Source organism: Microbacterium sp. H6 (assembly GCF_003314775.1).
Taxonomy (GTDB): domain Bacteria; phylum Actinomycetota; class Actinomycetes; order Actinomycetales; family Microbacteriaceae; genus Microbacterium; species Microbacterium oxydans.
The window spans coordinates 1-5986 of record NZ_QOAY01000213.1 but is presented as its reverse complement, the minus strand read 5'-3'; the positions used below and the strand labels follow the sequence as shown (position 1 = coordinate 5986).

Genomic DNA, 5986 nt, shown 5'->3' with positions numbered 1-5986 from the left:
CACCAGCGCGCCCACGAGCTGTGCGGCGCTCCCCGCGTCGGACAGGGGACCCACCAGTGCGGCATCCGCGAGCACCAGGAGCGGCATGTGGAGGAGGTAGACCGGCAGGGTGCGTGCCCCCAGCCATGTCAGCCCTCTCCCCAGCAACGGCACCCCCGGGAGCAGGGTCGCGACGGCGAGACCCATTGTCACTCCGACGAACGACACGATCGGCCAGACGCCGGGCACCTGCTCCGCGCCCGTCACTCGCATCACGGCGTAGGCGGCAAGGTAGGCGAGCAGGAGCACCCCTGCCGCGAGACGCCGCGGCCGTGCCGTGAAACGACCGATCCGCGGCGCGAGATAGGCCCCGACCAGGAAGAACAGCAGGTTGTAGAGGAGCGAGCCTCGATTGCTCACCACGTCGACCACGCCGGCGGCGACTGTGACAGACAGCGCCGATGCGGCGACCAGGAGCGTCCAGTGCGGAAGACGCTGCAGCCCCTTGGCCACGAGGAAGTACAGCGCGAGCGCGTAGAGGTACCAGGTGTTCGGCGGGCTGATCGTCACCCCTTCGACGAACTCGGACACGCTGCGGGGAACGAACGTGGGGAAGTCGGGGAACGCCCACATCGCGAGCATGTGGATGAGGGTCCACACCAGATAGAGGTAGACGAAGCGCACGACCCGAGGTCGCCACACGGCAGCCCATGGCCGCGCCAGTGCACCGGCGGCGAAGTAGCCGGAGACGAGCAGGAACAACGGCATCAGGAACGGCCAGATGAGATCGCTGGCGAGTCCCCAGACACCGGGGATCGGGATGCCGATGCGCCAATCGACCTGCAGGTACGTCTTCAGCACGACGTGCCAGAAGACCACCAGGACGATCAGCAGCCCCTTCGCGGCATCTCCCCACGCCGCCCGCGGTGGCGACGAGACCACGGTCACGCGCGGAGGCCGGTTCGGCGACGAGACGTGGGGTTCACCAGGAGAGCACTCATGCCTTCGAGCCAAGCGCAGCCGATGTTGCGGGAGTGTATGCAGAACCGCATACGTTCCCGCAACCGTGCTCTTCCCGGCCGATCATCGTCCCGCGGGATGACCGGTATCAGCCCTCGGGGGGATGTCCCGGTGCGGCCGAACCGGCAGGCTCGAAGCATCGACCGTGTCGCCGCTGCGCAGTCGCCTCTCATCGATCTGTGCAGGAACCGGGCGGGAACCGGTACGGCCCGACGACTGGCGGCTGCCCGCCGGCCGCACCCGCCGCGCGTCCGCCTGTCCGTCCGTCGCGCCTCACACGAAAGCACGCCACCGCGCCATGTCGTTCCTCACCCGCAGCAGTCTCAAGAACCGCCTCATCCTCTCGCTCGCGACGCTCGCGATCGTCGCCCTCGGGCTGATATCGATGAACTCGCTCAAGCAGGAGCTGATGCCGTCGCTGCAGGCGCCCATGGCTTTCATCTCGGCGCAGTCGCAGGGTCTTGCCCCCGAGGAGATGGCGAGCACCATCACCGAGCCGCTGGAGCAGGCGGTCCGCGCCGTACCCGGCGTGACCAGCGTCACCTCGACGACGGCGACCGGCGACGCGCAGGTCCTCGTCGAGTGGACCTTCGGCGAAGACGACGAGGAGACGTTGCGCACCATCCGCAGCGCGGCGGAGTCCCTGAAGCCCGGCTTCCCCTCCGGCACCGAGGTGAACGTGGCCTCGGGGGGCGCGGGAGACCTGCCCGCGATGGTGCTGAGCGCGGGGACCAGCGGCGACCAGGAGGCCTTCGGGGACGCCCTGCAGCAGACCGTCGTCCCGGCGCTGAAGACCGTCTCAGGTGTTCGCGACATCACGCTCGCCGGTCAGGAGACGCAGCGCATCACGATCGACCTCCGCTCCGCAGACGTCACCCGCCTCAAGGTCGAGCCCTCCACACTCGGACCGCTCCTGGAGGCCCACGGAGCGGCGCTCCCCGCCGGCCAGGCGGATTCGGCCGAGGGCCCGCTCTCGATCACGGTCGGATCCCGGCTGGCGACCCTGGAGGACATCCAGACCCTCTCCGTCCCCACCCCCGACGGCGCGGTCGCGGTGGCCGACTTCGCCGACGTCTCGATCGAGACGGTTCCGGCGCAGACCATCTCGCGCGTCAACGGCAAGCCCTCCCTCACGCTCCAGGTCATCCCCTCTCAGGGCGCCAACGTCGTCGACATCTCGCACGGCGTGAACGCCGAGCTCGACCGGCTCGCACCGATCCTGGACGCCGAGTTCGTCACCATCTTCGACCAGGCGCCCTACATCGAGCAGTCGATCCACGACCTCTCCGTGGAAGGCGGTCTCGGCCTGCTGTTCGCGGTGCTCGTGATCCTGGCCTTCCTGCGCTCATGGCGCTCGACGATCATCGCGGCGGTCTCGATCCCGCTGTCGCTGCTCATCACTCTCGTGGGCCTGTGGTGGAGCGGCAACACTCTCAACATCCTGACCCTCGGCGCGCTCACGATCGCGATCGGACGCGTGGTCGACGACTCGATCGTCGTGATCGAGAACATCTCGCGGCGACGCGGCGATGGTCCGCTCACGATCGACGGCATCGTCGCATCCGTGCGGCAGGTCGCCGGCGCCATCACCGCATCGACGCTCACCACCGTCGCGGTGTTCCTTCCGATCGCGTTCGTCTCGGGTATCGCCGGTCAGCTGTTCCGCCCGTTCGCTGTGACCGTCTCGATCGCCCTGCTCGCGTCGCTCGTGGTGTCGCTCACCATCGTGCCCGTGCTCGCCTCGTGGTTCTTGAACAAGGCACCCCGACACCGGACGTCGACCCCCGAGGGGGCGCAGCCCTCGTCGGCGGAGTCGGTCGAGGACGGCAGTACTGCCGCCGCGGCGACGACGACAGCGGTGACGGCAGCGCTCGGGACGGCCTCCTCCTCCGCCGAACCCGCCCGCGAGAGCGACATCCCGTCGGAGCTCGACGAGATCCACTCCGCTCCGGACCGCCTGCAGCGCACGTTCATGCCGGCCCTCAACGCGACCCGTCGGCACCCGGTGATCACACTCGTGGCCTCCGCGCTGCTGCTGGTCGTGACCCTCGGCATGACCCCGTTCATCCAGACGGACTTCCTGGGGTCGTCCGGCCAGGCGAGCCTCCAAGTCGTGCAGACCCCGCCGAAGGAGGCCACGGCCGATCTGGTCGCCGCGGCGGAACCCGTCGAGAAGACGCTCGGGAAGATCGACGGGATCGCCGACATCACCACGTCGATCCCGGTGCCGACCCCCGGCACACCCACCTCGATCACGTACGACCTCCGCGTGGAGGACGGCGCCGAGGTCGCGGATGTCGAAGCACAGGTGCAGAAGGCCCTCGACGGGCTGCCCGACAGCGGAGAAATCGAGCTCGCCGCGCAGGACGCCTCCCTGGCGGGGGCGAGTGACGGCATCGCCCTCCAGATCCAGGGCAACGACCCCACCGCGCTGCGGACGGCGAGCGACCTGCTCGAGAAGCAGCTGGCCGACGCCGACGGAGTGCGCTCCGTGAAGAGCGAGCTGTCCGGTGAACAGCCGGTGCTGCGCGTGAAGGTCGACGAGCCTCTGGCCACGCGCCTCGGATTCGACCGCTCCATGATCGCCAAGGCCGTTCAGGAGGCGCTGTCCGGAACCACGGTCGGCACCCTCATGTACGAGGGCCAGGAGCGCGACATCGTCGTGCGCACGCCGGGATCGGCACGCACCGCCGACAAGCTCGGTGAGATCATGCTTCCGGTCACGCCCCAGCAGACCGCCGAAGCGCAGAAGGCGGCAGCGGACGCCCTCCAGGCCAAGGCCGATGCGAAGGCGAACGAGGCCAAGGTCAAGGCGGAGAACGAACTCAATTCGCAGATCAACACGGCCACGAAGCAGCGCGCGGAGATGGCCGGCCAGATCGGTGCCCTCAACCGTCAACTGGCCGAGCTGTCGGCAGCACCCATCGTTCCGGCGGACCCGCTGAGCCCCGACGACGAGGCCATGTTCAAGGCCCAGACGGAGCGCGCAGAACAGCTCGCCGCACTCCAGAGTGCGATCGACGGCGCGCAGTCCGGGATCACGGCCGCCGACGAGCAGATCAAGGCCCTGCGTCAGAGCCGCTCCGACGCCGCCGCCCAGCAGGCCGAGGCCGAGGCAGCCGAGGCCGAGCAGAAGGCGGCCGCCGAGGTCACCGGCACCGCGATCCCGCTCGCCGCGATCGCCACGGTCGAGGAGGAGCTCACTGCTCCGACCATCACACGCGCCGATGGTGAGCGCCAGGTCACGCTCACGGTGACGCCGGAGAAGGGCGGGCTGTCCGCCGCCGGACTGGCCATCGACAAGGCCATCGCCGAGACCGACCTGCCGGCAGGGGTCACCTTCGAACAGGGCGGCGCGTCGGCGCAGCAGGACGAGGCGTTCAGCCAGCTCGGTCTGGCGATGCTCGGCGCCATCGTGCTCGTGCTGCTGGTGATGGTGGCGACGTTCCGCAACTTCCGTGGTCCGCTCGTGCTGCTCATCTCGATCCCGTTCGCGGCGACCGGGGCGATCCTCGGGCTGCTCCTCACCGGTACTCCGATGGGCCTGCCCGCGCTGATCGGACTGCTGATGCTGATCGGCATCGTCGTGACGAACGCGATCGTGCTCATGGACCTGGTGAACCGCCTCCGCGAGGCGGGCGCGAGTCTCGACGACGCCGTGGAGCACGGCACGCGTCTGCGACTCCGTCCGATCCTGATGACGGCGGCCGCCACGGTGTTCGCCCTGATCCCGATGTCCCTCGGGCTGACCGGTGGCGGCGTGTTCATCTCGAAGCCCCTCGCGATCGTGGTGATAGGCGGGCTCGTGTCCTCGACGCTGCTCACGCTCGTGCTCGTGCCGATCCTCTACACACTGGTGGAGCGCCGGCGGGACCGCCGCATCGCGAAGCGCGCGGAGCGACGCGCACGGCGCGAGGAACGTCGTGCCGCGGCAGCCGAGACTCCGACCGACATCTTCGAGGTCGCAGGCGAGCGCGAGTAGCGCTCCGACTCGATCAGCTGGTCCGGGCGGCCGCCGCCCGGACCAGCTCGGCGAGGTCGCCCGGCCGGCTCCACATGGGCCAGTGCCCCGTGGGGAGGTCGATCATGTCGACGTCCATCAGATGGGCGACCTCCGCGAACATCGGATGACCCGCTTGCGCCAGCTCCCGCACCTGCCCGCTCCGGATCGAGCAGCACACCAGGGTGGTGGGTACGGCACGACGGTCGTCGTTCACGAGCTCGACGGACTGGCGCAGCACGGGGCCCGGCTCGGGGACGGCCTGTTCACGGAAGCGGGCGAGCATCTCTGGGCTCAGGCCTTCCAGGCTCGCCTGCTGCCCGAGCACGTCGAAGGGCAGAAGGGGAAGCTCGTCCACGTCGTGCGGCAGGTCGGGCGCGAACACACTCCCGGATGCGACCGGTCCCGAATCGACCCAGACGACGCGTGCCACCAGCTCAGGGTGCCGATCGAGGATCAGGCTGACCGGAGCATTCGCACCGCTGTGCGCGACGATCACTGCGCGCCGTTCCGCCGAAGCCCCGAGTCGGACGAGCTCTTCGCGGATACCCTCCGTCTGGTCGTCGAGGGTCCTCGCGGCGCGGTCGGGGTCGTCCGCGTCGAGGCCGGGCAGCGTCATCGCGGACGCGCGAGTGCCGTCATCGTCCAGGTGCGGGAGGACCTCGTCCCACGCCCACGCCCCCAGCCAATGTCCGGCGATGAGAAGGATGGTCGGGCTGCTCTTCGTGTGTGTCATGCCACCAGCCTGCGCTGCACGGCAGACAGGTGTGTGTCACTATCTATGTCATGAATTCCGTGATGGTCCGCCCGTGAAACGTGCGGAGCGACTGCATGCCCTGTCGGAGATGCTGCGCCGCAGCGGTTCGCGGGGCGTGTCGGCCGAGCGTCTGGCGCGCGAGTTCGAGGTCTCCGTGCGCACCGTCAAGCGCGACCTGGCCGCTCTCGGGCGCAGCGGCGCGCCGCTGTGGTCACGCCCCGGCCCGGGTG

General features: G+C 69.5%; 4 protein-coding genes. 2 read left to right on the top strand and 2 right to left on the bottom strand.

Features of this window, described 5'->3' with window-relative positions; translation table 11 throughout:
- A partial coding sequence (locus tag DSP71_RS22355) for an acyltransferase family protein (protein WP_181800743.1) occupies nt 1–927 on the bottom strand: 927 nt, incomplete at its 3' end.
- 370 nt (nt 928–1297) lie between these two features.
- Here DSP71_RS22355 and DSP71_RS14210 point away from each other — a divergent pair.
- Nucleotides 1298–4981, top strand: coding sequence for an efflux RND transporter permease subunit (locus DSP71_RS14210; RefSeq protein ID WP_113681417.1), 3684 nt, complete (start codon nt 1298–1300; stop codon nt 4979–4981).
- A 13-nt stretch (nt 4982–4994) separates the two neighbouring features.
- Here DSP71_RS14210 and DSP71_RS14205 read toward each other — a convergent pair whose 3' ends face one another.
- The gene (locus tag DSP71_RS14205) at nt 4995–5735 is read right to left on the bottom strand and encodes an alpha/beta fold hydrolase (protein ID WP_113681416.1); all 741 of its coding nucleotides are present in this window, start codon (nt 5733–5735) and stop codon (nt 4995–4997) included.
- A 73-nt stretch (nt 5736–5808) separates the two neighbouring features.
- Between DSP71_RS14205 and DSP71_RS14200 the strand changes: the two genes are divergently transcribed.
- A partial coding sequence (locus DSP71_RS14200; protein ID WP_113681415.1) for an HTH domain-containing protein occupies nt 5809–5986 on the top strand: 178 nt, incomplete at its 3' end.

Coding starts and splice junctions, on each gene's coding strand:
- DSP71_RS14210 (WP_113681417.1), top strand. CDS start 1,298: ATGTCGTTCCTCACCCGCAGCAGTCTCAAGAACCGCCTCATCCTCTCG.
- DSP71_RS14205 (WP_113681416.1), bottom strand. CDS start 5,735: ATGACACACACGAAGAGCAGCCCGACCATCCTTCTCATCGCCGGACAT.